This window comes from Fretibacterium fastidiosum (genome assembly GCF_964642095.1).
Classification (GTDB): Bacteria; Synergistota; Synergistia; order Synergistales; family Aminobacteriaceae; genus Fretibacterium; species Fretibacterium fastidiosum.
Map to the genome: position 1 here is coordinate 1,199,448 of NZ_OZ209244.1, position 24,731 is coordinate 1,224,178.

A 24,731-nucleotide genomic window follows, 5' to 3' on the forward strand; every position below is an offset into this window, starting at 1 on the left:
CCATGGGTCAATTTTGCATGTCGCTTGACAGCAGGGGGGGCCTTTCTTGCCCTTCTTTAAACGCGAATTGGTATTAATTGCCCCCGGTCGCCGTTTATGGCGTGTCGGGGCCGCCCACAGGGCGTGCTTTTAAGTACTGTTTAATAGGCAGGTCGGCCAGGTTCCAGCGCTTGTGCTTTTCACAGATGCGCGGGAGATGCAATATTCTTACCCTGTATTATCCCGCGTTCCACAAGAGTGTTCCACACGTCCCATGGATCTTCGTCCCCGGCGTCCCTCACGTTGCGCGAAGCGTCAAAGGGGGTCCATATCTTTCGCTCGGGCTCCAGGGCCATCGTTTTAAGCATCGCACGTCCCAGAGGCGTGATCGGCGTCCCAGAAGCCTCAGCAATGGAGATAACGGCCTCCATGTTCTTAACGGACTTCATGCGTATCACAGCCTTGTCCAACACATCAGACTGCATGTGTGCCATCAGCATTACGAACCTCTGGATTCCGTTCTCCTCCGGAAGTTGATCAAGTGCCCGATAGTACTGAGAGAGCCCCTGATAGATTACGGAGGACATGCTATAGGGCCTATAGGGGTCACCCATGCTAGGGGCCATCGCCTTATCCGCTAAAAGCCGTGCCATACGCCCATTACCATCCTCAAAGGGATGAATGACGACAAAAAAGGCATGACCAAGGGCAGCCCCGATCGATGCGGGGAGCGTGACGCGCTCATCGTTCCACCATCGGCAGAATTGATCCATCAGAGCTGGAACCTTCTCCGCGGGAGGTGCTTCATAGACGACATTCTGCTGCGCATCCCGTATGTATTCCGAAGTGCTTCTGAACTTTCCCCAGGTCCCACGCTTCTCCGTTTTCAGCATAGCGTGAGCCTCCTCCAGTTTTTCCCGGGACAACGTTTCTCTGTCATTCAGTAGAAATAACGCTGCTTGAACGGCTCTATCCTCTCGGTCCGTCCTTGACATGCTGGAGGGCTTCCAATCCGGGATGTCCATGTTCAGACGCTTCATGATCGACGAACGAAGGAGGTCCTCATCCAACTTCTCACCCTCGATGGCATAGCTGCAGTACAGATTGTCTGTCATAGACTGAACGATCGTCGTCTCATAGAGCTCAATTCCCATATCGTCCAACAGCTTCCTTTCACGTTCCGCAAGCTGATTGGCGAACGCATACGTCTCATCGCTGAATACAGGCGTTGAAAGCCAGTTGGGCTGCTGCCAAAACCAGCGTTGTCTCTCTGCCATGGTGAAAAGCCTCCTTCCGTTTAGATCGGTCACTTCTCTATCGGTACAGCGACCTGGACTGCTTCTGTACAATGGGGTCCAGCTTTGCCTTGGCGCCGTCTTTGGAGTAGGTGATCTTCAGGTCCTGCCCCTGTTCCGGCACTGTTTCCAGCTTCTCAAGCCTGTGAACGGTGAAGAGCTTGGAGGCGGTTTGCTGGATGCACCTGCCGTGTTCTGCGTCTATGCGGATGATCTTGCCGGTGAACCACTGGCCTTTGGTGTAGGGATGGAGGTGTATCGTTGGCTCCTGGACGCCGGTGTCCTCCGTGATCATACCGGCAAGCTCGCCGGACACGGCTTCTGGCATCAACGCCTCGCGTTGGCGTTCCCGGCAGATGAGGATGACGGCACGAAGGTTCTCCTGCCGCGCCGCAAAAAAGTCCTTCTCCTCCGGCTCGCTGAAGCCGTTTTTCGCACTGCCGAGGTACTTGATCTGCCGGTTGCAGTTCGTCTCAAAGGGCTCGCCTTTAGGCAGGTTGTCCGGGTTCACGCCGAGAACTTTAAGGCGCTCGAAGTGCGCCTGGTATCCCTTCACGTCCAAAATGTCGTCCAGAGAACCGCGAATGGCCATATTCTCGACGATCTGCTTGTCGTACCGTGCCTCATCGTCCGGCGTGTTTGCGTAGAGCGCCTTTTCGAGGTTGATGCAGAGCTGTTCGGTATCCAGCATATCGGAGACGTTGCCGGTTCCGGCAACGTCTCGCAATGTGGCGGTGGCGTCAACTAGCAACCGATCTCGATTTTTTTTAGTAGAGGCCTTTCTAAGTTTTTGTTCTGATTTCACAAATTTAATTGAGCTATTGAGAAGTTTTGTGATGTTAGCCATTCAACCACTCCTGCCCAAATAACTTAACGGCATCGTTGAGATTGTATCCTCCCTCTTTCAATATACCAATTCCTAAAGTGCGCTTTATCCCATCGGCAAAGATCGGATCAACAGGAAGGGTACGCCAGAGACGATCGGCCTCCTCCTTCTCTCCTCTGTCTTCAAGTGCGTAAGCCTCGTCCATAATCCTGTCCTGTTCCTCATCCGACATCGTGGACACAAAATCCTTCGGCAACAGCATGTGTCATTCCTCCGTTTCAAAGTACCACTCTTAACACTATTCTACCGCCACGCCGTCGGGAAAAGGATGTCCCTCTGAACGAAGATCATAATTATAGTGGTCCCCATTTGGAGGACCAGGGGAAGGGTTAGGGTTAATACCAATTCGCGTTTAAAGAAGGGCAAGAAAGGCCCTCCTGCAAGGGGGGGAGCTGCCCCGAAGTGGGGGACTGACGGCCCGTGAGCAAGGGCGAACGGCAGCCGGAAGGCTCCCCGAAGGGGAGGGGTGTTTTTCATAAGACGCGCCTGCCTGACATTCCCCGTCAACGCCTCCACAAGGCAATCCATTGCCTTGCTTCGGCACAGCCGACCGACCGCCGCAATCCTCCCGAAAGATCGGCTTGCGTGAGGCCGGTCGTCTGGCCGAGCTGCGGAAGTCCCCCGGACTTCCTTCGCCCTCAGCCGACCGACACGACGCCGGCTGCCTGTCGGCGTCCGTAAGTCGTGTCGTCTGGCCGACCCCCTCCGCCTCACTCCGTTCGGCACCTCCCCTTAGGGGAGGCAATCCATATTAGACGCGATTTGGTATTAGCATACGGTTTCATCGCGGTCTGATGCGGGGTACCGAGAAATTCAAAGGCGGGAGAAATAAGCGAGAACCCCCTCGGAGAGGGGGTTCCCTTATCGTTTGAATCCCTTTTGAAACTCAGGGATTTTCGCTTCTGGTGGAGCTAATGGGATTCGAACCCACGACCTCTTGAATGCCATTCAAGCGCTCTCCCAACTGAGCTATAGCCCCATGACAAACAGAAGTATTATACAGACACCTCCTGGTCTTGTCAAGGAAAATCCCCCGCGGACCGCGCGCTTCAAGTTTTGAAAGCGAATTTCGCGTTCAGCGCAGGAGGGGAGTTCGGCTCCGGAGGAATGGCTGACCGTTCGACAAGCCGGCGACCCCCTGACGATTTCGTCAAAGCGACGTGCCGACCACCTCGCCCGTGAGGCCCGGCACGGAGGCCGTCTCGCTCTCCGAAGCGTCCTTCTGCCAGAGGATGGCGACGCCCGCCCACGTCATGGCCAGGGCCATCAGAGGGTTCAGCCAGTTCATGAAGCAGTAGGGCAGGTAGTCCAGCGTCGCCACGCCCAACACGGAGCTGACGTAGACGCCGCAGGTGTTCCATGGCACCAGCACCGAGGTCATGGTCCCGCTGTCCTCCAGGGAGCGGGACAGCATGGTGGGGGCCAGCCTGCGGCCGTTCCACGTGCGCTCCTCAAAGGCGCGACGGAACATGCGGCCCGGCACGATGATGGACAGGTATTGTTCGCTGAGGAAGACGTTGGAGAGGAAGGCGGAAGCCAGCACCGAGGCCACCATGCCAAACACGGACCGTACGTGGCGCATCAGGGCCTCCAGGATCACGTCCAGAAACCCGCAGACCTCCATGATGCCCCCCAGCGAGAGGGCCACGACGATGAGGCAGATGGTCTCCAGCATGGAGGTCATGCCGCCGCGGGTGAAGAGTTGGGTCAGGAGGTGCCCCATCGAGGAGAACACCTCCGGGTCCACGGAGAGCGCCGGGGACCCGGAGAGGAAGATGGAGCTGAAGGCCTGCGTCATCGCCGCGATGGCCTCCGGCGTGTCGGCGGCGGCGAACCGGCCTAGGTGCGCCGGCTCATAGCCGGAGAAGAGGACCATCAGCGCGTCGTGGGCCGAGGACCCGTTGGCCAGCGACAGGACGATCCCCCCCAGGATGCCCGCCACGATGCCCGGAATGGCGGGGACCTTGAAAAAGGCCATGACCAGGATGATCAGGGGCGGGATGAAGGCCCAGAAGGAGATGGAGAACTCCGCGCGCATCATGTCCTGGATCAGGAGGATGCGGCCGCCGTCCGAGCCCTGCGCGGAACTCCCCATAAAGAGCGAGATCACGAGGGTGATGAGGAGCGTCGGCAGCGTGGTCCACATCATGGCTCCAACGTGGTCGAACAGGTTGCTGCCGGAGACCGCCGGGGCCAGGTTCGTCGTGTCCGAGAGGGGGGAGAGCTTGTCTCCGAAGTAGGCCCCCGATATGACGAAGCCGGCCGTGACGGGAAGCGGCAGGCCGAGGCCTGCGCTGATGCCGATGAGGGCCACGCCGACGGTGCTGCTGGTGGTCCAGCAGCAGCCCGTAGCCAGGGCCACCACCACGCTGATCAGGAGCGACGCGCAGTAGAAGAACCGCGGGCTCATCACCCCGAGGCCGTAATAGATCATCGTGGCGACGACGCCGCTCTGAATCCAGCAGCCCACGAGGCAGCCCACGAGGACGAGGATCAGGATGGCCTGAATGGAGACCTGAATGGCGTTGCAGATGCCGCGCTCCAGGTCCACCCACGAGCACCTGAGCCACGACAGGCCCACCGCCGCGGCAAAGACCGCCGCGAAGAGGAGGGGGACCTGTGCGGGAAGCCTCAGCCCCAGATGAGCGCCCGACTCGAGCTCCACGTCGACGACGCCCAGGGTGACGATCAGCGCGCAGCAAAGCAGCACGAAAAGAGATAGGACAAGACCCGGTTTACGAGACAATTGCATCCCGACATTCCCCCCACACCAAAGATCTGCTGTCGTTTTTTTACCGTGTGTTGAGGCTTCGACTATTCCCGGACAGGGTCCTTTAGCGCGAGAGGAATGATTTTGCGTATTGGTCTTCCCCGGCTTACTTCGAAGTCAGGTGCATTGTAAAACATTCTGGTGAAAATGCAAGAGGGAAAACGCAGCGCCGGCCCCTGCGGCCGAGGAGCGCAGGGGCTTCGCAGGTCGACAAAAAAGGCCCGCCCCGGTCAAGGGGCAGGGCCTCCTTTGTCCCTTTGCACAAAAATGCATGAAAGCCGCACGTTACGCCGACCGCAGGAGCTCCTCCGCCGGGGCCGCCCGCCCCAGGGCGAGCGAGCGCGGCACGTTCAGCACGCGCTGGTTGTCCGACCCGCGCCATGCCAGAGCCAGACTGCGCCGTGCCTGGATAAAGGGCCCGTCCACCAGCACGTCCAGGGCGCGCAGAAGCGCCTCCCAGTCCGGCCTCCCCGCCCTCAGGAGCGCCTCCAGGGTACAGCCCGTCCACGCCATGACGTGATACCCCCGCGCCCGCGCCGCGGCGGCGAGGGGAGCAAGGGCTGCCGCCTGACAGAAGGGCTCCCCGCCGCTCAGGCTCAGGCCGTCCAGCAGCGGGTTCGCCGTCAACCGCGCCAGGACCTCGCCGGACCGGATCGTCCGCCCCCCCTCGAAGGGCTGCGCCTCCGGGTTGTGGCACCCAGGGCAGCCGTGCGGGCACCCCTGCACGAAGACCGCGAGGCGCAGGCCCGGTCCATCCACGATGGAGTCCTCCACGATTCCCGCCAGCCGCAGTTCCGCCTCCAACCCCTCGGACGTCAGCGCGGGCATGGCTCCGGGCCCGCGTGCTTCACGCGGTCGTGTTCCTCCGCGCGCTTGGCGTCGTTGAAGCGCTCGAGCGTCCCCACGAGGTAGCCCGTGATGCGGCGGATGCGCTCGAAGGGCCGGCCTTCCTCCCGCCGGCCGCAGCCGGGGCAGACGTCGTCGATGACGCCCGTGTAGCCGCACACGGGGTCCCGGTCCAGCGGATGGTTGATGGCGCCGTAGCCGATGCCCGCCTCCTTCATGGCGCGCACCACCTTCTCGAACGCGGCCAGGTTCCGCGAGGGGTCGCCGTCCATCTCGATGTAGGTGATGTGCCCCGCGTTCGTCAGGGCGTGGTAGGGCGCCTCCAACCGTATCTTCTCGAAGGCGTTGAGCCGGTGGTACACGGGGACGTGAAAGCTGTTGGTGTAGTAGCCGCGGTCCGTGATGCCGGGGATGACCCCGAACCGTTCCCGGTCCAGGCGCAGGAAGCGCCCCGACAGTCCCTCGGCGGGCGTCGCCAGCAGCGTGAAGTTCAGCCCGTTTGCCTCCGAGGCCGCATCCATGCGCCGGCGCAGGCGCCGGACGATCTCAAGCCCAAGCTCCTGAGCCCTGGGGTCCTCGCCGTGGTGGGCGCCCGTCAGGCTCTTGAGGCACTCCGCCAGGCCGATGAAGCCCAGGGAGAGCGTCCCATGCCTCAGCACGGGGCGCACCTCGTCGTTCCAGCCCAGCGTCTCCGAGTCCAGCCACACGCCCTGTCCCATCAGGAAGGGGAAGTTCTTCACCCGCTTGCGCGACTGGATCTCCAACCGGTCCAGAAGCTGCTGGACCACGAGGTCTGCCATGGCGTCGAGCCGCCGGTAGAACTCATCGAGGTCCCCCTCGCTCAGGATCGCGAGCCGCGGCAGGTTGAGGCTGGTGAAGCTCAGGTTGCCCCGCCCCGTCACCGTCTCCCGGTCCCGGTCCGCCACGTTCCCGATGACGCGCGTGCGGCACCCCATGTAGGCGATCTCCGTGTCCGGGTTCCCCGGCCGGTAGTAGCTCAGGTTGAAGGGCGCGTCGATGAAGGCGAAGTTGGGGAACAGGCGTTTTGCGCTGACGCGGCAGGCCAGCTGAAACAGGTCGCCGTTCGGGTCCTCCGGGTTGAAGTTCACCCCCTCCTTCACCTTGAAGATGCTGACGGGAAAGATGGGCGTCTCGCCGTGCCCCAGGCCGGCCTCCGTCGCCAGGAGCAGGTTCCGCGTCACCATGCGGCCCTCCGGCGAGGTGTCCGTGCCGTAGTTCAGCGAGCTGAAGGGCACCTGCGCCCCCGCCCTGCTGTGCATGGTGTTCAGGTTGTGGACCAGCGCCTCCATGGCCTGATACGTCTCGCGCTCCACGTCCTGCCGCGCCTCTCGAAGCGCCGCCTCCTGGGCGCGCTCCACCGCCTCCTGCGGCACCCCAAGCTTCAGGAGCGCCTCCCGTTCCCGCGACTGACGCTCGTCGGTCGCCCCCATGCGGATGGGGCCGCCCTCCAGGCCGTCGAGGGCAGCGACCGCCCCGTCCTCTGCGGCTTCCCCGGCGAGAAGGCTCAGGGCGCGCAGGAGGTTCCGGCGGTAGGCCCTGGCGAAGGTGCGCGCCACGTAGGGTGCCATGTCGCAGTCGAAGGCGGGGATGCTCTGTCCGCCATGCTGGTCGTTCTGGTTCGCCTGAAGCGCGATGCAGGCCAACGCCGCGGCGCTTCGGATGCCGGAGGGCTCCCGCAGCGTGCCGTGCCCCGTGCCAAATCCTCCCTTGAAGAGCCGCTTCAGGCCGATCTGACAGCAGGTCGTCGTCAGGGTCAGGAAGTCCATGTCGTGGATGTGAACGTCCCCGCTGTGGTGCGCTTCGGCGTGCTCCGGCCTCAGGATGAAGATCTCGTTGAAGTGCTTCGCTCCCTCGGAGCCGTAGCGCAGCATCGTCCCCATGGCCGTGTCGCCGTCGATGTTGGCGTTCTCACGCTTCAGGTCGCTGTCCTGCGCGTCCCGGAACGTCAGCGCCTCGTAGACGTTCATCAGGTGGCTCTTCATCTCCCGCGCGCGGCTTCGGGACGCGCGATAGAGGATGTAGGCCTTGGCCGCTCTCGCGCGTCCGGACTCGATCAGCACCTCCTCCACGATGTCCTGAATCTCCTCCACCTGGGGCACGCCGCCCTGAAGCTTCTGCTCCATGTGGGCCACGACGCGCTCCGTCAGCGGCATGGCCTCCGTTCCAGGCTCCCCCACCGCCGCCAGGGCCCGTCCGATGGCCCCGGCTATCTTCTCAGCGTTGAAGGGCACCTCGCGCCCATCCCGCTTTCTGATCCTGGCGAACATCTTTCCCTGCCTCCTTAAAAAGAGCGCCCCCTCCGGGAGGTGGAGGGGGCAGGCGCTCGCGCCTGGACGCGAAAGGGCCGCGCGCCCCTCCCGTCGTCCGCAGGAGTTCGCGTTCATGGGCCCAGGCAGGTCTTCTGACTTGGGATCATCGGCGCCTCGTCCTTTCCGGATCGCTCCAGTGGACTTTCGAGGGGCCTCCCCGTTCACAGCGGCGGGACCGTTCAGGATTCGCACCTGCTTCCCTTTTGCCCGGCGCACACGCCGGAACCCGTGCCCATCTTCTTTTGAAAAATGCAGCCTCATTATACACCAGCCGAACGCCCTCCGAATTTGGAAGTGGATTCGCCGTCCACCGTCCCGGCTCGCGTGGCCGCCGCTGTGAGGCTCCAGTCGTCCCCAATGTGCACGCACCAGCCCCGTCGCTGATGGAACACCCCGTTGACGAAGGAAGGTGCGCTTTCCGTTGATCGAGTATACTTTACGAGGCGGCCGACGGCGCCTGGCCCGCAGGCTTGACCCTCCCCCGGCTGGAGGGCCTATGATGGGTCCTGTCGGAGGGTGAGGGGCGAAAACGCGAAGGGAGGAGGAATTTGATGAGCAACCTGCTGACGATCGGGGAGTTCTCCAGGGCGACGATGCTCTCGGTGAAGACGCTGCGCTTCTACGACGAAAGGGGCATCCTGAAGCCCGTCTGGGTGGACGAGACGACGGGGTATCGGCACTACTCCGCGGGGCAGTTCGTGGAGGCCCTGCGCATCCGACGACTGAGGGAGCTGGACGTGCCTCTGGAGGATATCCGCGCCTTCCTCGGCGCGCGGGACCCCGACGCGATCGCCGCCTTCCTGGCCCGACACCGTCAGGTGCTCCAGGAACGCCTGGAGAAGGGACATAGGGACCTGGAGCTCCTGGAAAAACTCACTTTGGAGAAGGAGGCGTTTTTCTTGTCCTACAAAGTTACGGTACGCGAGGTGGCGCCCGTGCGGGCGCTGACGCACCGCTGCATCGTCACGATGGAGAACCTGTCGGAGGAGAGTCATCGGGTCTTCACGGAGCTGTGGACCCACCTGGAGCGGCACGGCAGCGCCTACGGCGGGGAGTGCTTCGACATCTACTATGGGGAGGAGTTCGACCCGAACGACATCGACGTCGAGTACTGCCTGTCCTTCACGAACCCCGTCCCGGAAACGGACCGGCTGAAGGTCCGCACGGTGCCGGGCGGCCTGATGGCCTGCACCCTGCACAAGGGGCCCTACGATCAGTTGGAGGGCGCCTACACCGCGCTGCGGCACTGGATGGAGGAGAACGGCTACGAGCCCGTGGCCGGCTCCGACGGTGCGCGGAACGTCTACCTGAACAGCCCCCACGAGGTCCCGCCGGAGGAGCTGCGCACCGAGGTGCAGTGGCCGGTGCGAAAGGCCTAGCGCCCCGGATGCCTCGTCGGTCGGGCGGCGCGTCGCCGCGCGAGGCGCCGCCTCATGTCGTTGTCCAGGAGGGGCCTGAGCCTCTGATAGGGGGCCCTGGCAGGTCCCCCTACCTATTTGATGCTTCGCGTTCTCCCCGCACTGAGATCATGGGGCTCCATGCCATCGTCCTCCGTTTTTCGCGCCTGCGCCGGAGCGCCAGCGGCGCGAGGGCCGACAGTCCGAGAAGGCCGGAGACCCCGGCGTCGCATCCATTGCTTCCAAGGGCTCCGTCGTCGACGGAGAACTTCTCGATGTGCTCGTACTCGGTCCCGTCCATCCGCCACCGGAGCTTCATCCTGTGTCGCCCCCGCTCGGCGGTGAACTCGAACCGGACGCTCCAGCGGCCCCCGTACCGGCCGTCCTCGTACCCCTCGCGTTCGGGATAGAGGGTGCGGTCGTCGTAGAGCCCGGAGAACAGCCCGCGCCGCTCGATGATGAGCCGCACGGAATCGGGGTCGGGCTGCCGCTCGAACAGCGCGTTGGTCCGCATCTCGTCGCCGTCGTGCCGGGCGTCGCGCGTCACGCGCCAGCTGACCAGCCCGCCGCCGCCGAGGGGCGTCCCGTTTCCGCCCACCGACAGCGTCAGGACCGCGCGCTCGGGGTCGGCCTGATCGCTCCCGTTGGACGGGCGCCACGCCAGCCGCAGTTCTGCGTACCCCGGCTGTGCCGTGAACGACGCGCGGTACAGCCACTCGCCCGTTCCGCCCTCGACCGGCGTCAGGAACGCCGGGTTCAGCTCCCGCTCGCTCCACTCCCGGACGACCCCGCCGTCCCGGCCCAGAAGCGTCAGTGTCACGGACCCCTGACGGGGCCTCATGTCGGGCTTGAAGCGGGCCATCACCATCACATCCTGTCCTGCGCTGGGGCTCTGCGGACTCGCCGTGAACCCGATGAGAGCCGTCCTGTCCGGCTCCGCTGCTGCGTCCCGCGGGAATACGACCACCGAAGCCGAAGCGCAAACCGTCAGGATGAACGCCACAAACCACCTCATGATAAACCTCCTGTCCTTCTCCATCGTCGCCAACCGCTCCCCATACGGACTGCGGCGGTCGGCCCCCGTCGTCCATGCGAGTACTTTAACCCGAAAACGACTTCAGCACAAATGCGTTTGATGGGGACGGGAAGACGCGCCTGCCAAATCTCCGCGGAGGGCAAAAACGCCCCGCGCCCCTTCTCGAAAGACAACGGTGTTAAAATACCGGTGTCGCTTCAAGTTCATTTCTAAACGAGCCTGCCGCATGGGGGGCCATTCTTTAGTCTGCGAGGAGGCGGGCCATGCCGCACTTGATCGTCATCGAGGGCCACGAGGGGCAGCGGCGCCAGCTGGAGGAGACGCTGACGGCCCTGACGCGGGAGGACCGCCAGGTGTCGGGAAAGTTCGACGCCGACGGGACCTTCCCCGACTGGCGCGCCCTCCTGGAACGGGTGGGCAGCCGAGGGCTGTTCGCCGCGCGGGAGGCCGTCGTCGCGGAGGGGTGCGAGGCCCTGGGGGCCTTCCCCGACGGGCTGGCGGGTTCCCTGGAGGGGCCCGAAGCGGACGCCGTTATCGTCGCCACCTTCGGCGGGGAGGCCAGGAAGGTCTTTTCCAAAGAGGTGCTGGCCCTCAAGAAGGTCCGGTTTCTGAAGGCCGAGGCCTCCGTCCCCCCCTGGAAGCGGAAGGACTGGCTCCTGAAGCTGGCCCAGGAAAAGGGCTGGCGCCTGGCGCCGGACGCGGCTCTCCTCCTGGGGGAGTCCATCGAGTCCACGGAGGAGCTGCGGAGCGAGCTCGCCAAGCTGGCGCTCTACGCCGACGGGCGGGAGATCGCGCTGGCGGACGTCCGCGCCCTCTCCTTCGACGAGGGAGGGCGCGCGCTCCTGACGTTCCTGGACGGTGTGTGCGCGGGCAACGCCCAGGACGTGGCCCGCGCGCTGAGCCGCCTGTCGCGGGACCCTCTGCTGCCCGTCCTCACGGCGCTCTGCAACCGCCTGCGCCCGGCGCTCTACATCGCCTCCTTTCCGGGGAACGAGGCCCAGGCCGCGGCCGCCGCCGGCGCGAACCGGGAGTACGCGATGCGCATGGCGCGGGGGGCCCTGCGCCTCTTCGGGGCGAAGGCCGTCAAGGACTTCATGCTGCGGGCCGTGCGGCTCTCCTTCGCGGAGAAGACCTCCGCCGCCCAGGGCTGGCCGGGCTTTGAGCTGATCGTCTGGGACCTGCTGGCGGGGAAAGCGGCAAGCCCCCAGGGGGCAGCCGCCCCCCGGCGCTGACGGCCCCCCGAGCGCAGTTCAAGCCTGCTCCGACGCGTGACGGCGCTTTTGCCCCGCTTTTATGCTACAATGTAACGAAGCGGGAGGCGGACGCCCCCCACGCGGTCAGCGAACCGCTCTCAACCTTACCGGTTTTCTGCGAAACGGAGGCGAAGTTCGATGGAAGTACGTTTTGTACAGCGTGGAACGGAGATCGACAGCAAGCTTCGGGACTACATGGACTCCAAGATGTCCAAGCTGGAGAAGTTCTTCGGCAAGATCCAGAACTGCCAGATCGTCGTCAGCCACCACAAGGGCAACTTCAACATTGAGACCACTGCGAACGCCAACGGGGTGATCCTCCGCGCCGAGGAGAACGCCACGGAGCCGCGCAGGGCCTTCGACCTGTCGCTGAAGAACCTGGAGCGCCGCATCAAGCGCTACAACTCCTACCTCAAGGACAAGGGGCAGTTCAAGGGCGGCGCCGACTTCTCCTTCAACCTGGAGGAGGGGCAGGAGCCTGTGGCCAGCGACGTGCCGGTGATCGAGAAGGTGAAGAAGGTCCCCGTCCAGCCCATGAGCCCTGAGGAAGCCGCCATGCAGATGGAGCTCGTCGGACACGCGTTCTTCATGTTCCAGAACGCGGAGACCGGCGACGTCAACGTCGTCTACAAGCGCCGGAGCAGCGACTACGGCCTGTTGGAGCCGGTGCGCTGAACCCGCCTTCACAATCTCACAATCGGAACAAAAGCGGGGCCGCGCGGCCCCGCTTTTTTCTGCACCTCTCGCTGAACGTCAACCCCCGCCGGCGTCCGCCCCGGACGGGTTAGAGCTCCAGCTCCGCGCCGACTCCGGCCCAGTCCACGTCCGGGTGCGCCCGCGCCAGGCGCGCGGCGGCCCGGAAGCCCGTGCAGTGGTTCAGGCGCCATCGCCTCACGCGCCACGACGCCATGAGCGCCACCCAATCCTCCACCTCGTCCGGCGCGAGGCTCATCATGTGCGCGCCGCCGGCCACCAGATCGAACTGCTCCACGCCGAAGAGGTCCCGGACGCGCGCGACGATGTTGGGCAGCGCCGCGTGGGCGCACCCCAAAAGCAGCGCCCACCCTCCGGATCCGCTGACGAGGAAGGACAGGTCGTCGGCGAAGGTGTCCGGTCGGACCGTCCCGTCCTCTCCGCGCTCGTACATGAGGCCGCGGGAGGCGTAGCGCGGGTCGCGGCCCTCAGGGGGGACGTCGAAGGCGAAGACGTCCGGCAGCAGCTCAACGGCCCCCTGAACCGGCCGCAGCGGCACCCCCCGCAGCACAGCCCCGCCGGCGGGGCTCAGGTCCTGTCCCTCGAAGCGCTCCCTCACGGCCAGGGGCGAGGCAAAGACGCGGTCCCGAACCTGGGGTGCGGCCTCCAGAAGGGCGGGGAGGCCTCCCGCGTGGTCGTTGTGGCCGTGGCTCAGCGCCACGCAGTTCACCGACTCCGGCGAGAGTCCCAGGACCCGCATGTTGTTCAAGAGCGTGTGCCCCGTCTCCCCCGCGTCGATCAGGAGGCTGCCCGATGGCGTCTCCAGGAGGGCCGAATACCCCCACTCCCCCAGGAGCCCAATCTTGGGCGTCGTGACCCAGTTGTCCACAAGAACCGTCAGCTTCATCATGATGAAAAACCACCCTTGAAACAAATTTTTGCCTCCCCGAAGTGGGGGAGGGGTAGCGCTCCGGCAGCTGGTTGGGCGTCCTCAGGCCGGGTCACGGATGAGGTTCAGCAGCTCCTCCGCGGAGAGCTTCACGGCGCGGCCGCTGTCCTCCAGGAGCCCGTCGGCCAGGTCGCGCTTCCAGGCGTGCAGCGCCACGATCTTTTCTTCTATGGTGCCGCGGGCCACGATGCGGTACACCGTCACGGGTCGGGTCTGTCCGATGCGGTGGGCGCGGTCGGAGGCCTGTTCCTCCACGGCGGGGTTCCACCAGGGGTCCATGTGGATGACGCAGTCCGCCGCCGTCAGGTTCAGGCCCGTCCCGCCGGCCCTCAGGCTGATGAGGAAGCAGTCGCCCTCTCCCGCCTGGAAGGCCGCCACGCGCCGCCTCCGTTCCTCCGGGGGCGTCGAGCCGTCGAGGTACTGGAAGGGGATTCCCCGCTCCGTCAGCCAGTCCTTCAGGATGGCCAGGTGATCGACGAACTGGCTGAAGACCAGAGCCTTGTGCCCGCCGCCGCGCACCTCGCCCAGCAGGTCCGCGAAGGCCTCCAACTTCGCCGAGGGCATCTCCGCAGGGCTGCCCGCCAGGACCACGTTGCAGCAGGCGCGCCTGAGCTTCATCAGCGCCGCAAAGACGTGAATCTTCTCCGCAGGCCCCGGCCCCGCCGCGAAATCCTCGAGCGTCTTCCGCCTCAGCGCCTCGTAGAAGCTCCATTCCTTCTCGTTCAGGTCCACCGTCAGGGTGATCTCCGTCTTCTCTGGCAGCTCGCTCAGGACCTCGTCCTTGGTGCGCCGCAGGATGAAGGGGCGGATCATGCGCCGGAGCTGCTGCCGGGCCACCCGGTCCCCGTCCCGCTCGATGGGCACGGCGAAGCGGCGGCTGAAGCTCTCCGCCGACCCAAGGTAGCCCGGGTTCAGGAAGCGAAAGATGTTCCACAGCTCGCTCAGCTGGTTCTCGATGGGCGTCCCCGTCGTGGCCACGCGGAATCGGCCGTTGAGCTTCATCGCGGCCAGGGAGCGCTTGGCCCCCGTGTTCTTGATGGCCTGAGCCTCGTCCAGCACGACGACGTTCCACGGGACCTTCGACAGGCGGGCCCGCTCGCTCTGAAGGAGGCCGTAGCTCAGGACCAGGAGGTCCATGGGGACCAGGCCCGCCAGGACCTCGTCGCGGCCGGCCTGCTTCAGCTCCTTCACGTTCAGGGTCGGCGCGAAGCGCCGGGCCTCGTCCGCCCAGTTGGGGCAGACGGAGGTCGGGGCCACCACGAGGGAGGGGCCCTCCGGACCGCGCGCCACCAGCATGGCCAGCGTCTGGATCGTCTTGCCCAGGCCCATGTCGTCCGCCAGACAGGCCCCGGCGCCCCAGTGGGCCAGGCGCATAAGCCAGCGAAAGCCCTCCTGCTGATAGTCCCGAAGCTCGCCCCGCAGCGTGGCGGGCACCTTGGGCACGAGTTTCTGCGCCTCCTCGACGCGCCGACAGTCGGCCCGCCACTCCGGGTCCGCGTCCACCTGACCGGCCCCATCCAGGAGCTCCTCGGCAAGCCCCGCCGCCAGGGGCGGAAGCCGCACCTCCTCGCCCCGCATGTCGCCCAGCTTCACCAGGGCCTCCAGCCGACGCTTAAAGTCCTCCGCCAGGGGCAGGAACTCCCCGTTCCCCAGGTTCACGAAGCGGCCGTAGCCCTCCTGAAGCCCCTCGATGAGCCTCCCCATCTTCAAGACCATCCCCTCGTCAACCTGGACCTCGCCCGACAGGGCGAACCAGTCCTGAGAGCGCCGGAGGGAGGCCTTGAAGCTGCCGCCCTCCACGGAGCGTCCCACGAGCTTCATACTCTGCCCGTGCGGCCACTCCGTCGTGACGGCGTCGCCCAACTCGTCCACCTGGCTCAGGAACTCCAGCGCCAGGGCGGGGTCCATGAGGAGCCAGTGGGCCTCCCGCGTCTCCTCTCCCTGGGACAGGGCGGGGCAGGCCCTGAGGAAGGCGGCCAGTGCCTCCGCCTCACCCGGCAGGTCCCGCAGGGCCTGCACGCGGCGCCCGTCCAGGGAGCCGAAGAACGTCGTCCCGCCGGCCCCGGGGCGGCAGGACGCCCCGGAGGGCCCCAGCGGGCGCACGACGGCCTCCACCTCCAGGCCGTCCCCGTTCGGCTGGAGCTGGACGCAGATCCGGCCATCCGCCCGCACCGTCTCCGCCCGGCTGCCCACGCCCTCGACGTCCGAGTGGACGACGATGGACGGAGGCAGCTTCTCGAGGGTCTCCATGAGCCTCCCCCGCATCGGGTCCGGCAGCACGACCCCGTCCTCGCCCATGAGGCTCGCCATCCTGAGGTGCTCCCGCGCGAAGCGCGTCACCGCAAGGCGGTTCGGCCCGTCCAGCACCACGCGAAAGGCCGCGCCAAAGGAGGGGTAGGGCGTGAGTTGCAGCCTGCATCCCCCCTTCTCCTGACGGACGGTGAGGACGGGCTCCACCTCCAGGACCTCCACGCGTTCCGCCCTGTCCTCCCTGACCAGAAGGGGGTGCCCCGCGAGGGCCAGCAGCGCCTGCTCGATGTCGATGCGGTACTCCACCCCGTAGTACCCATCCATTCGGATGATGGCCCGCGCGGCGCGCAGGTCCTGCTCCGTGACGCCGGCGATGGAGTCCCCCGTCTCCGAGAGGCGCTTTAGGGCGATGCGGCGCCCCTTGCTCCAGCCGTTCTTGCGTCGGCTCTGCTCGATGGGGACGAGGCTGCGGACCTCGACTTCCCTGTCCTGATCGCCGTGGGCCCACCAGCCCACCTCCCAGAGGATGCGGCGGTCTTCCCCCTTCGCGTCGGCAGGGGCGCTGCGCCCGCCGATGTGCTCCAGGGCGTCCAGCAGGCGGTCCCACTCGCTTCCAGTCGCCAGGATGCCGCTCAGGGGGTGCGGCACGGCCCGCCGCTGCGCCTCGTCCCCCCACACCGCCCGAAGCTCTGAGCTGACGAAGGTCAGCCCCGTCTCCTCCAGGAAATCCGCCAGCTTCAGGATGGAGGGCGCGGCTTCCTTCGAGTCCAGGCCCAGCCAATGCGCCAGGAGAAGCCCCGGAAAGATCGCCAGCCCGTCCTCGCCCAGGTTGAAGTGTGTGGAGAGGTTCTCCCGCTTCCCCGGCAGCTTCAGGAGGGCCTTCAGCAGGGGAAGCAGGGACTTCATGGACTCCGACGTCCCCCAGGCCTTCACGCCCGTCAGGTAGCCCTTGATCTTCGCGTCGCCGCTCCCCGCCTTCATGAGCAGGATGGGGTAGAACATCCCCGCCCAGGAGGCGAAGAAAGGCCGCCGTACGCCCCGGCGCCGCAGCTCGTCGAGCCCCGCCTCCATCAGGTCCAGAGCCTTCCGTTCGTCCCCCTCCTCCGACAGGGCCAGGAGCGCCGACAGGCAGGCGCAGGAGGCATCCTCCACCCCGTCCAGGAAGGCCCGCGCCTCCTTCAGGCGCCCGTGCAGGATCAGGCGCTCGGCGTACAGCAGCCTCAGCGGCTGAGGGCAGTCCCCGCCCCGGTGGGCCACGTAGTGAAAGAGCGCGGACGCGGAGCGGCGGTAGGCCTCGGCGTCGGTCAGCGTCAGGAAGAGCAGGGCGGGGAAGACGAGGCTCGCGACGGACGGGGGGAGGGCATCGAGAGCCCGCTCGTCCACGGGATTGGCAAAGGCCTCGATGACGGCGTAGTCCGGGTTCAGGGACCCCGGCCGGCTTTCCGAGTCCAGCATTTTGGACCAGACCTTGACCAGGGTCTCGTCGTTCCCCGGCATTGAGCTCCACCGCAGGGCCCTGACGCACTCCGCCTCGTCGTCGAACGTCCCCGGAAGGAGGGCTGTGGTCTGCAGCTTCAGGACCTCCTCAACGGCCCGGTCAAGGGTTTCCCACTCCCCGTTCAGCGTCGCCTCGCGCCAGAGGGGGCCGATCAGCAGGTGGTCCAGCGCATAGCGCGCCCTGCCCCAGGCCGCCTTGAACCGCACCAGCCCCGATCGATTCAGCGCGTCCAGAACGGGGACGATGTCCTTCACCTTCCAGCGGCGGGTTCTTTCGGCCGGGTTGAAGTCCACCCTGTTCATCGTGTCCACGATCTCCCGCGCGGTGACGAACAGGGAGATCACGGCCAGGAGGCGGCACAGCCTCCGTCGGTCCTCGCTCTCCGCCTCGTACTTTTTCAGGAGCGACGTCCGCTTTTTCTCGTCAAAGAGCACGACCCTTCCCCCTTCTTCAACGGACGGCGCTCAGCGGGCGCTGAGCGATCCCGCCCCGAGAGGGGCGGAGCGGTTGCTCAGGACGACCATGCCGTCGTCCTCCATCAGGGCGTTGACCTCCCCGGGAAGCGGCGCCGAGAGTTGCTGGTTCCGGGGGATCATCAGGAACGCGCGGCCATAATCCTCCCACAGGAGGTGCAGCGCCGTGTCGGACAGGCTTGCTCCCCGCTGCCGCGTCAGGCCCGGCACGAGTGGAGCGTTCACCATGGCGTAGTTCCGCAGGGTGTAGAAGTACATGGAGGGACGATTCACCGCGTACTGCACGATGACGTCCCCGCGCTGCACGGAGCCCCGCAGGGCCAGCCCCACGTCCCGGATCGCGCCGTCCTCCGCCAGCAGGTCGAAGACCCCCGTCAGGGGCATGAGGCACAGCAGGGCGGCGGCGCTGACGTTGCGGGCGAACTTCAGGAGCTGCCGCGTCCTGGCGTAGTACCAGCCGGCGGCGACGCAGAGCGCGACGAAGGAGAGCCACGGCACCAGCGAGAGCATGGCGCTGTCCAGGCCAGGTATGGCGCGGAGGGCCAGCGGCAGGCCCAGCACCGCCAGGGGCACGATGATGACGATGTTCAGGGCCACAGCGCGCTGCACCTCCCCCACGCGCCCCTCCGCGATCCACTCGTCGAGCGAGTCCCCCACCAGCGCGGCGAGGGGGGGCACGGCGGCGGCCATCGACAGGTAGTCCCCCATCATGACGGCGAAGAAGGCGAAGACAAAGGCCCAGAGCACCAGGAAGAAACGGGGGGTGGGCTCCTCCCCCTGCAGGGACTCCAGGCTGCGGGGCACGGCGCCCGTCACGGCGCGGACCACGAGGCCCGGCCAGGGGACCACGCTCACCAGGATGAAGAGCAGGCTCAGCATCCCCCCCGGCCGGAGCAGGGGAGGTGCCTCGTAGAGCATCAGGGTCAGGATCATGGGGTTTTGCGCCGCCAGCAGGGCGACGTAGCCCGAAACGCCCGCCAGCGAGATCAGGGCGGCGGGCCAGTGCCTCCAGCACAGGGCCAGGGGGCCGAAGCGGCTCGTCAGCATCGAGTGGAGGATCGGGACCACCCAGGGCAGGAGAAGGCCCTCCGGCCCCTGCACGACGAGAGCGGCCAGGGCGCCCGCGTGGGCCAAAAGCGCCCAGCGGCGCCCCTCTCCGCGCTGAAGGCGGACGAAGGCGGCCATGGACATGGCGGTGCAGCAGGCGTAGAGCGCGTGGGAGGAGGCCAGGTGGGACACGGTGAAGCCCATGACCATGCTGGCGGAGACCGCGGCGGCGATCCACGCCCCCCGGCCCCGCGACGCCAGGGCGGCGGCCAGCGCCATGCCCAGTCCCGCCGCGGCGGGCCAGAAGCGCACGGCGAACTCCTCCCATCCAAAGGCCTTCAGGGCCAGCGCGTAGAGCCACCAGGTCCCCATGGCGCGCCCGGCGTAGGGGGCCTCCCCCACGCCGGGGTGCAGGAGGTCGCCGTGGGTGGCCATGGTGAGCCCCACGGAGGCGTTCACGCCCTCCAGGGGGTCCAGCAGCCCGTGGTCCCCGATGCCGCGAAAGTACAGGTAAGCCAGGATCGTCAGGAAGATCAGGAGGTTCCTCCGGCGGCCGGGGCGTGCCTCGTCCGGGACGGGACGCCGGGGTTCCGGGGCGCCCTCTCCCGCGAGGGGCATCTCAGCGCGGGACATCGGCATCGTTGGAGGTCACCTGAAGCAGGTTGCAGCCAAAGAGCGTCAGGGCACTGGGCTCCAGCTCAAAGGGGTGTCGGCCCACGTAGACCCCGTCGATCTTCACATAGTCTCCCCCCCGGAGGCGGGTCAGCGGGTCCGTCACCAGGGGCGCGTAGAACACCGCCAGGAGGTTGTCCCTGGGCACCACGGAGAGGTTTGGGCCGGTGAGCTTCAGCACGTAGCCGTAGTCCCGCAGGCGCTTGATGGAGTTGACGTAGCCGCTGACGACGAGGCGCTTGTCCCGCCAGTGGAGGTCGAAGGAGACTTCGCCCTTCGCGATCTCCCCCGTCAGGAACTCCGCGTCCAGCACGCCGTCCTTCTGGTCCTCGATGCGGCGGGCCACCTGGTGGTAGAGCGTCACGAAAGGCGCGTAGTTGGAGCCCGCCAGGGGCTCCAGGAGCGCCAGGGCGTCCTCCAGGCGGCGGCCGCCGCCGTGTCCGTTGGCGTAGAAGTAGGCCAGCATGTAGTCCGCGTAGGGGTCCTTTCCCCGCACCTTCTCCAGCTCCGTGCGCCACTCCATGGGGCTCCGGGTCTCGCCGCCCAACCCGTACAGGGAGAAGTTCGCCAGCTGCGCCATGGCGCGGCAGTTGCCCTTCTCCGCCGCGCGTCGGTACCACTCCGCGGCCTGGTCCAGGTCCCGGCTGACGCCGTCGCCGCGCTCGAAGAGCCCCGCGACGGCGGCCATGCTGCGCGGGTCCCCGGACGTGAGCATCCACTGGGCGTAGGCCTCCTGAACGTCCCCGCTGGCCTGAAACGCAAGCCCCTCCTCGTAGCTGGCCGGGGCCGGAATGGCCGCCAGTGTCAGGGCCGCCAGGCAGAGCGCGGGGAGGCGACGCAGGGTCCTCATCGCACTGCGCCTCACTTGAGGATGGGGAGGAGCGCCTTGAAGTGCGGCGTTCCGGCCTCGCCCATCATCTGATAGATCACCGTCTCCGCCGGCACCACGAGGGCGCCGAAGCTCCTGACCGCGGCCAGCGCCAGCTCGTGGTTCGTCCCCTCGCGGCTCCCGCAGGCGTCCGCGGCCAGGACGACCTTCACCCCCCGGCCCACGAGGTCCATGGCCGTCGCGAGGACGCAGATGTGGGTCTCGATGCCGAAGATCACCGCCGTGTTTCGACCCAGCGCGGTCACCACGGCGTCGAACCCCGCCGCGCCGCAGCAGGAGAAGGAGGTCTTCGTCAGGTTGGGGGTCCCCGCGGGGATCAGCTCCGCGAGCTGCGGCACCGTGGGGCCGATGCCCCTGGGGTACTGCTCCGTCACCACGAGGGGGACCGAGAGCTCCCGTGCCGCGGTCAGGAGCTTTGCGGAGCTCCGGACGACGGCCTCTCCGTTCGAGATGGCCGGCAGAAGCCGCTCCTGAAGGTCCACCATCAGGAAGAACGACGATTGAGCGCTAACGAGCGTGTGCATGTAAGACCACTCCCTATCCTGCAAAGAGCTTCCGAACGAGAAAATTCGCCGTTCAGGACCTTTTTACTTTACTGATTTTCATTATACAATAAGCCCCATATGAAGGAGCAGGGGCCGACATACGCAAAACGCGGGGGCCCCGGCCCGAAAGGGGACAGAGGACGTGGATCGGGGAAGCCTGCGCGGCTCAAAGCGCATCGTCGTCAAGGTCGGGACCAGCTCCATCACGTACCCGACCGGACGCATCAACATCGGAAAAATGGAGCGGCTCGTGCGCGAGGTCTCGGACCTGCACAACTCCGGGCGCAGCGTCATCCTCACGACGTCGGGCGCCGTGGGCGCGGGGGTTGGGAAGCTGGGCCGGATGCCCGAAAGCCTGCCCCAGAAGCAGGCCATGGCCGCCGTGGGGCAGGGGATCCTCATGCAGATGTACGAGAAGTTCTTCAGCGAGTACTCCCAGAGCGTCGCCCAGCTCCTCCTGACGCGGGACTGCTTCTCGAACCCGGAGCGCTACCACAACTCCCGCAACGCGCTCTTCGCCCTGATGGAGTACGGCGTCATCCCCATCGTCAACGAGAACGACACCGTGGCCGTCGAGGAGCTCAAGTTCGGCGACAACGACCGCCTGTCGGCCATGGTGGCCTGCAACGCGGACGCGGACCTCCTGATCATCCTGTCGGACATCGCGGGGCTCTACGACGCCGACCCCCGGCGTAACCCGAACGCGCGCCTCATCCGCGAGGTCAGCGTCATCACGCCGGAGATCGAGGCCAACTCCACGACGCGGGGCAGCAGCATGTCGAGCGGCGGCATGGCCACGAAGCTGGGGGCCGCGCGCATCGCCATGGCGGGCGGCATCCCCATGGTCATCGCCTCGAGCGACGAGCCGGACGTCCTGCGCCGCATCGCGGACGGCGAGGACCTGGGGACGTGCTTCGTCCCCCACCGGGAGGGCTACTCCGCGCGGCGCCAGTGGCTGGCCGTCGGCAGCGCCCCCGCCGGGACGGTGACGGTGGACGGCGGGGCGGAGCGCGCCATCCTCCACCAGGGCGGAAGCCTCCTGCCCGCCGGCGTCCTCCGCGTGGAGGGGGATTTCCCCGCCGGCAGCGTCGTCTCCATCCGCAGCGCGGAGGGCCGGGAGGTCGCGCGGGGCATCAGCAGCTACGCCTCGGACGACGCGCGGCGCATCCTGGGCCGCCGGTCGGACGAGATCGCGGGCGTCCTGGGGGCCTGCGACTTCGAGGAGCTCGTACACCGCAACAACATGGCGCTGGTGTAGGGGCAGGATTGGCGCGTTTTCAGGCCCCTGGTTTATTAGGCTCCCCGGAAGGGGAGCTGCCCCGCAGGAGCTGAGGGGTTGTTTTGGCCCCGCAAGGGGTGGGACTGACGGCCTGTGAGCGAGGGCGAACGGCAGCCGGAAGGCTCCCCGAAGGGGAGGCGGCGAGTGTTTTTCATAAGACGTGCCTGTCTGACATTCCCCGCCAACGCCTCTACAAGGCAATCCATTGCCTTGCTTCGGCACAGCCGACCGACACGACGCCGGTCGCCTGTCGGCGTCCGTAAGCCGTGTCGTCTGGCTGCCCTCCGGTCCTTTGGGCCACCTTCCCTCAGGGGAGGCAGGATATATGTTATTGAACGTTCCGGGCGGAGGGGCGTAGCCTTTCCGCCCTTTTTGCATGGTGTGCTGTTGGGTTATAATGCAGTCGGAGAAGTGCAGCTGAAGGAGTGGAGGCGAGGGAGGACGATGGGGACGGAGGAGCCGGAGGGACGTTCGGCTGGGGAGCCTGGCGGCGGGACGATCTTTGACGACGTGTTTCGAACGATGCTCCAGAAGCTGCCGCGTCTTGTGCCGGCGGTGCTGAACGAGGTGTTCGGGACGGACTATGGGCCGGACGAGCGCATGGAGCAGTTCCGCAACGAGCAGATTGGGCCGGGCGGGAGGACGGTGACGGACTCCGTGCTGCAGGTTCGGGACCGGACGTACCACGTGGAGTGCCAGAGCACGGCGGACGGGACGATGGCGGTGCGGATGATCGAGTACGACTTTCGCATTGCGCTGGACGGGGCGCTGAGGGCTGGTGGGAGCTACGAGATGAGTTTTCCGCACTCCTGCGTGCTGTACCTGCGCCACGGTCGGACCTCTCCTGAGGAGCTCAAGGTGAAGGTGAACCTGCCGGATGGGGGGTCGTTCTGGTACAGGACGCCGGTGGTGAAGGTGCAGGAGTACACGCGGGAGGAGATATTTGAGAAGCGGCTTTTGTTTTTTCTGCCGTACTACGTCATGCGCTACGAGAAGCAGTTCCGTCGGATCGAGGAGGACGAGGGGCGTCTTGCGGAGCTTCGCCGAGAGTTTGAGGCGATCCTGAGGGGGCTGGTGCGGGACGGGGACGAGGAGCTTCCTCGAGCGGACCTGATGGAGCTGATTCTGAGGGTGGTGGACCACATGCTTGGGACTGAGAGCAGGATACGAAGGGAGGTTCACGAGGTTATGGGCGGACGGGTTCTGGAGCTGTACTCGGAGAGGCTGAGGCGCGAGGAACGGGCCGAGGGCCGTGCCGAGGGCCGTGAGCTGGGCCGCGCGGAGGAGCGGGCGAAGATGGAGAGCGTTCTGGTTCACGTGAGGGATGAGGGCCGCGATCTGGGCCGTTCGGAGGTTGTGCGTCAGCTCTGCGCGTCGGGCCTCCTGACGCCGGAGCAGATCGCCGGTGCGGTGGGGATGACGCCGGAGGAAGTCCGCGCCCTGCAGGGGGGACTCGGCGGGAGGTGATGCCGGCCTCCTGCTTTGCCTCCCCTGAAAGGGGAGGTGCCGAACGTAGTGAGGCGGAGGGGTTCAGCCAGACGACACGACTTACGGACGCCGACAGGCGGTCGGCGTCGTGTCGGTCGGCTGAGGGCGAAGGAAGTCCGGGGGACTTCCGCAGCTCAGCCAGACGACACGACTTACGGACGCCGACAGGCGGTCGGCGTCGTGTCGGTCGGCTGAGGGCGAAGGAAGTCCGGGGGACTTCCGCAGCTCGGCCAGACGACCAGTGGACAATTTATTGTCGTCTTTCGGCGTTGGCGGGAGATGTCAGACAGATGTTTTCAGTGAAAACTACTGCGTAAGTTTGCCTCCCCAGACACCCCCCAGTCCCTGCGGGACAGCCCCCCTTGCAGGGGGGCCAAATCAAACCGGGGGCCGAAAAACATGCTTTGCCTCCCCTTGCAGGGGAGCCTAAAAAGCGCGCCCTGTCTTTGCCTTGCCTCCCCTGAAAGGGGAGGTGGTCCGAAGGACCGGAGGGGTTATTTTTCGCTCCGCCCACGTTCCCCGCACGCTTCCGGAACGGATTTGCGGTTTTCTGCAAAAAAAGGTCCTTAGGTCTTGCATTTGCCGCGGTGTTGCGTGTATAATTCTATACCAAAGGCGCGGCCTCTCGATCGGCGTCGCTTTGTCTTCTGCCGAACCACAAAAACGTCCCCGGCGGCCGCGTCCGTGCGACGAACCAAACGCCGTGGGGGCGAAGTCTCTGCCAGAAAGGAGTGTTTGTCGGCGCTGGCGTTCTTTGGCTTTGCGGGCTGGAAACGGCCCTCTGCGCTTACGCTCCGTCGCCTGTAAGGAAGGCGGCGTGGGCGGTGCGGCCCTCGGGCCGCGGCATGTTATCGCAACTAGGGAAGGATAACAGGCAAGATCAGGATTTAAATTTGTCCGTTTGAAAAAAACGGACGCGCGCTTTGTGGTTTGGATCCTCGGGGCGTTGCACCTGCCCCTGGGATTCGGATTTTGAGAGGAGGAATTTCGGTTGAATAAGAAACTGAAACTGTTTGGTCTGCTGGCGCTGACTCTGGCGCTGGCGGCCGGAGTGGCCTGGGCAGTTTTGCCGGATCACGTGCTGTCGGGCAACGATGTGAACAACATCACGACGGCGGCTGCCGGTGCCAATGCGTACAACACCATCAGCGGCAAC

Annotated in this window: 17 protein-coding genes, 1 tRNA gene and 1 riboswitch; of the genes, 5 read left to right on the plus strand and 13 right to left on the minus strand. The window is 66.0% G+C overall.

Annotated elements, in window-relative coordinates; genetic code table 11:
* Nucleotides 1-179: 179 nt before the first annotated feature.
* The 7 genes from ACK28C_RS05235 to ACK28C_RS05265 form a co-directional block, all read right to left on the minus strand.
* Nucleotides 180-1,256, minus strand: coding sequence for a Fic family protein (locus ACK28C_RS05235; RefSeq protein WP_015556803.1), 1,077 nt, complete (start codon nt 1,254-1,256; stop codon nt 180-182).
* Nucleotides 1,257-1,293: 37 nt separating this feature from the next.
* Nucleotides 1,294-1,965, minus strand: a complete 672-nt coding sequence (locus tag ACK28C_RS05240) for a hypothetical protein (protein ID WP_208873484.1) — start codon at nt 1,963-1,965, stop codon at nt 1,294-1,296.
* 148 nt (nt 1,966-2,113) lie between these two features.
* The gene (locus tag ACK28C_RS05245; RefSeq protein ID WP_015556804.1) at nt 2,114-2,362 is read right to left on the minus strand and encodes a hypothetical protein; all 249 of its coding nucleotides are present in this window, start codon (nt 2,360-2,362) and stop codon (nt 2,114-2,116) included.
* A 701-nt stretch (nt 2,363-3,063) separates the two neighbouring features.
* A tRNA-Ala gene (locus ACK28C_RS05250) sits at nt 3,064-3,139 on the minus strand.
* Between the two features lie 171 nt (nt 3,140-3,310).
* A complete protein-coding gene (gene nhaC / locus ACK28C_RS05255; protein ID WP_243440645.1) occupies nt 3,311-4,870 on the minus strand; it encodes a Na+/H+ antiporter NhaC in 1,560 nt (519 codons plus the stop codon).
* 345 nt (nt 4,871-5,215) lie between these two features.
* Complete coding sequence (locus tag ACK28C_RS05260; RefSeq protein WP_015556805.1) at nt 5,216-5,758, minus strand: 4Fe-4S single cluster domain-containing protein; 543 nt, start codon at nt 5,756-5,758, stop codon at nt 5,216-5,218.
* The gene (locus ACK28C_RS05265; RefSeq protein WP_015556806.1) at nt 5,746-8,064 is read right to left on the minus strand and encodes an anaerobic ribonucleoside triphosphate reductase; all 2,319 of its coding nucleotides are present in this window, start codon (nt 8,062-8,064) and stop codon (nt 5,746-5,748) included. Before ACK28C_RS05265 ends, ACK28C_RS05260 begins: the two co-directional genes overlap by 13 nt.
* Before the next feature lie 106 nt (nt 8,065-8,170).
* Nucleotides 8,171-8,351, minus strand: a riboswitch (cobalamin riboswitch).
* A 306-nt stretch (nt 8,352-8,657) separates the two neighbouring features.
* Between ACK28C_RS05265 and ACK28C_RS05270 the strand changes: the two genes are divergently transcribed.
* Entirely contained in the window at nt 8,658-9,485 is an 828-nt protein-coding gene (locus tag ACK28C_RS05270) for a MerR family transcriptional regulator (RefSeq protein WP_015556807.1), read from the plus strand.
* 109 nt (nt 9,486-9,594) lie between these two features.
* Here ACK28C_RS05270 and ACK28C_RS05275 read toward each other — a convergent pair whose 3' ends face one another.
* Nucleotides 9,595-10,518: a hypothetical protein gene (locus ACK28C_RS05275; protein ID WP_208873488.1), complete on the minus strand. Its 924-nt coding sequence runs from the start codon at nt 10,516-10,518 to the stop codon at nt 9,595-9,597.
* Nucleotides 10,519-10,802: 284 nt separating this feature from the next.
* Here ACK28C_RS05275 and holA point away from each other — a divergent pair, with 284 nt between their 5' ends.
* Both holA and hpf read left to right on the plus strand, forming a co-directional pair.
* The gene (gene holA, locus ACK28C_RS05280) at nt 10,803-11,771 is read left to right on the plus strand and encodes a DNA polymerase III subunit delta (protein WP_409152558.1); all 969 of its coding nucleotides are present in this window, start codon (nt 10,803-10,805) and stop codon (nt 11,769-11,771) included.
* A 159-nt stretch (nt 11,772-11,930) separates the two neighbouring features.
* Nucleotides 11,931-12,467, plus strand: coding sequence for a ribosome hibernation-promoting factor, HPF/YfiA family (hpf, locus tag ACK28C_RS05285; RefSeq protein WP_015556810.1), 537 nt, complete (start codon nt 11,931-11,933; stop codon nt 12,465-12,467).
* A gap of 109 nt (nt 12,468-12,576) precedes the next feature.
* Here hpf and ACK28C_RS05290 read toward each other — a convergent pair whose 3' ends face one another.
* From ACK28C_RS05290 to ACK28C_RS05310, 5 genes are all read right to left on the minus strand, one after another.
* Nucleotides 12,577-13,395, minus strand: coding sequence for an MBL fold metallo-hydrolase (locus tag ACK28C_RS05290; RefSeq protein WP_409152559.1), 819 nt, complete (start codon nt 13,393-13,395; stop codon nt 12,577-12,579).
* Between the two features lie 81 nt (nt 13,396-13,476).
* A complete protein-coding gene (locus tag ACK28C_RS05295) occupies nt 13,477-17,616 on the minus strand; it encodes a DEAD/DEAH box helicase (protein WP_409152560.1) in 4,140 nt (1,379 codons plus the stop codon).
* 30 nt (nt 17,617-17,646) lie between these two features.
* Nucleotides 17,647-19,341, minus strand: coding sequence for an ArnT family glycosyltransferase (locus ACK28C_RS05300; RefSeq protein WP_409152561.1), 1,695 nt, complete (start codon nt 19,339-19,341; stop codon nt 17,647-17,649).
* On the minus strand, nt 19,322-20,224 hold the full coding sequence (locus ACK28C_RS05305) for a tetratricopeptide repeat protein (RefSeq protein ID WP_015556811.1): 903 nt from the start codon (nt 20,222-20,224) through the stop codon (nt 19,322-19,324). The genes ACK28C_RS05300 and ACK28C_RS05305 overlap by 20 nt, the downstream gene beginning before the upstream one ends.
* Before the next feature lie 11 nt (nt 20,225-20,235).
* On the minus strand, nt 20,236-20,787 hold the full coding sequence (locus ACK28C_RS05310; RefSeq protein ID WP_409152562.1) for an isochorismatase family protein: 552 nt from the start codon (nt 20,785-20,787) through the stop codon (nt 20,236-20,238).
* 163 nt (nt 20,788-20,950) lie between these two features.
* Between ACK28C_RS05310 and proB the strand changes: the two genes are divergently transcribed.
* On the plus strand, nt 20,951-22,066 hold the full coding sequence (proB, locus tag ACK28C_RS05315; protein WP_409152563.1) for a glutamate 5-kinase: 1,116 nt from the start codon (nt 20,951-20,953) through the stop codon (nt 22,064-22,066).
* Nucleotides 22,067-22,474: 408 nt separating this feature from the next.
* Complete coding sequence (locus ACK28C_RS05320) at nt 22,475-23,554, plus strand: hypothetical protein (protein ID WP_409152564.1); 1,080 nt, start codon at nt 22,475-22,477, stop codon at nt 23,552-23,554.
* Nucleotides 23,555-24,731: the final 1,177 nt, after the last annotated feature.